3 protein-coding genes are annotated in these 2,340 nt (G+C 42.7%); all 3 read right to left on the bottom strand.

All coding sequences use genetic code 11. The features are described 5' to 3' along the window. Positions 1-22: 22 nt before the first annotated feature. Positions 23-1,546 (bottom strand): IS66 family transposase, encoded by a 1,524-nt coding sequence (locus tag L652_RS0108020; protein ID WP_024596139.1) that lies wholly within the window; start codon positions 1,544-1,546, stop codon positions 23-25. 70 nt (positions 1,547-1,616) lie between these two features. Further along, positions 1,617-1,970, bottom strand: a complete 354-nt coding sequence (gene tnpB, locus L652_RS0108015) for an IS66 family insertion sequence element accessory protein TnpB (protein ID WP_024596033.1) — start codon at positions 1,968-1,970, stop codon at positions 1,617-1,619. Then, the gene (locus L652_RS01000000123495; protein WP_024596032.1) at positions 1,967-2,263 is read right to left on the bottom strand and encodes a hypothetical protein; all 297 of its coding nucleotides are present in this window, start codon (positions 2,261-2,263) and stop codon (positions 1,967-1,969) included. Before L652_RS01000000123495 ends, tnpB begins: the two co-directional genes overlap by 4 nt. Positions 2,264-2,340 lie beyond the last annotated feature (77 nt).

The raw sequence follows: 2,340 nt of genomic DNA, 5'->3' as shown, positions 1-2,340 counted from the left end.
GTAAACGTCCGGTGATCATCACCTAGATATTGATATTCCAAGGCAATAATTGTTCTATGTCTGGCTCAGGCTGACAAAGCTCATCGAGGCAATGCATGATGTAATCAAATGGCGTTAAGCCGTTGGATCTTGCAGTTTCGATGATGCTGTATAGGTGAGCGCTTGCTATTGCGCCGCGTGAGGTTTGGCTAAACATCCAGTTCTTACGGCCAATAACAAATGGTTTGATAGCGCGCTCGGCGCGGTTATTGTCGATATTAAGCTGACCATTTTCAAGGTAAACTATAAGTTTATGCCATTGATTAGCGAGATAGGTTGCTGCCTCTGCTAACTTGGTTTTCCCGACTAAACGTGGCTGGTTTTGCTCTAGCCATTTATGCAGTTTATCGATAATAGGTTTCGCTTGCTCTTGCCTTATTTCATGCTTTTGTTCTGGTGTTTTATCGTTGAGTTTTGATTCAATGCCGTACAGTTTTTGAATAAGACTCAAGACTACGTCGGCTTTGCCTGTCTTGTTTTTACCCTGCACGTGTTTTGCTTCTATAAATTTACGACGTGCATGGGCCCAGCAACCAACGAGTGTTGATTGCGTTTGTGCATACGCTTGATAACCATCAACCTGTAAATAGCCCGAATAGCCATCCAGATAATTAACCACACAGGAAGCTGCCCGACTGTTTTGATAGTCGTAAAGCACAATGTTTGGTATTGGGTTGTGTTTATTTATAGCCGATGGCGAATCCGTGCCGGTACAATATAGCCACATGTAACTTTTTACTTTGTCGGCGTTGACCACATTGACCGTCGTTTCATCGGCATGTATCGCAGGCTGTTTAAGTAACGCGTGTTTCAGTCGTTGTATCAGCGGTTCAAACAAGGTAGCGGATGCGAGTACCCAGTCACTCATGGTTTTACGGCTAAGCTCAATGCCGTATTGCTTGAACATCGACTCTTGTCTGTGCAGTGGCAGTGCATATTGATATTTGCTGGTGATGATTTGACTTAATAAACTGGACGTGGCCATGCCTTTGTTGATGGCCATGTTTGGCATCTTGGCTTGTTTAATACTGTTATTCGACCCTGACTTATCACATTCACGACACGCGTACTTTGGGCGAATATGCTCAATGACTTTTATCTTTGCGGGGACGAAGTCGAGCTTTTCGCTGACGTCTTCACCCATTTTATGCAACTCATTACCACAGCAGTTACACACCTTGTCTTCTTCGGCAATGTCATGAATCACTTGCTCACGGGGTAAGTCTTTGGGTAATGGTTTGCGCTTTGGTGTTTTGCGTGTGTAGCTAATCTCTTGCGTAGCAAGCTCATCAGGTTGCTCAATGATGTCTTCGGCTTCATTAAACAATTCACCTTGTGCGTCAAAGCCTTCGGTACTTTTACCAAATTGTTTTTGTTGCGCTAGGCGGAATTGCTCCTCTAGATACCGGTTTCTCGCAGTCGCTTGCGCTAACTTTTCAGCGTGCTCTACCAACAGCTTTTTAAGCAACGCCGGATCGTTTGGAAGGCGGTTAACATCAATATTCATCCTTCTATTTTATAATGTTTTTTACCGTAAACTAGCTTAATGCGATGGTTAATATTGATCCCGCGACGATCTAAATAATGCTAGCGTTTTCGATGTTGATTTGTTGATGCCCTATGACATCATACCCAGATAATAACCAGTGTAATTGTTGCTCGGTTAAGTTTAGGGTGTCGGCGCTGAGGTTTTTCGGCCATTTAAATTTGTGCTTATCGAGGCGTTTATACCACAGGGCAAAGCCTGTGTTATCCCAATACAATATCTTCAGCTTATCTCGGCTTTTATTACAAAAAACAAACACGGCACCGGATAGCACTGACAGTTCGAGTTCACTTTCAACAATGGCCGCTAAGCCATTAATGGATTTTCTGAAGTCGACAAACTGATTGCAAAGGTACACGTCGGGCACATCAATAAACATGTTCATGCTTGCAGCGCCTTTATTAAATTAGCCACCCATGTAGGCTCAGATGAGGTTGGTATAGTTAAATGAGTTTCACCATGAGATAACGTGATTGAGGCATTCACTTTATGGGGAATGGCTTTGTTTTGCACTTTCACCAATTTAGGTGCTTTTGCAGCGTCTTGTAACTTAGACCGATATTTATAAAAGTTTGAAGTGGGTAACATGTTTTCTTTACAAAATGCGACAATAGATAAGCCGCTGGTTTGTTGCTGCTCAATCAATTTTTGCCAGTCATTAAGGGTTCTTTTTTGCATAATACCTCCAGTAGAAACTGACGATATTTTCTATTAATTAAATCCACTCTGCTAGGTGTCGTTGCTCGGACGCTTAC

Origin of the sequence: Pseudoalteromonas sp. TB25 (assembly GCF_000497995.1) — a bacterium.
Lineage (GTDB): Bacteria > Pseudomonadota > Gammaproteobacteria > Enterobacterales > Alteromonadaceae > Pseudoalteromonas > Pseudoalteromonas distincta.
This window is presented reverse-complemented; position numbering and strand designations above follow the sequence as displayed.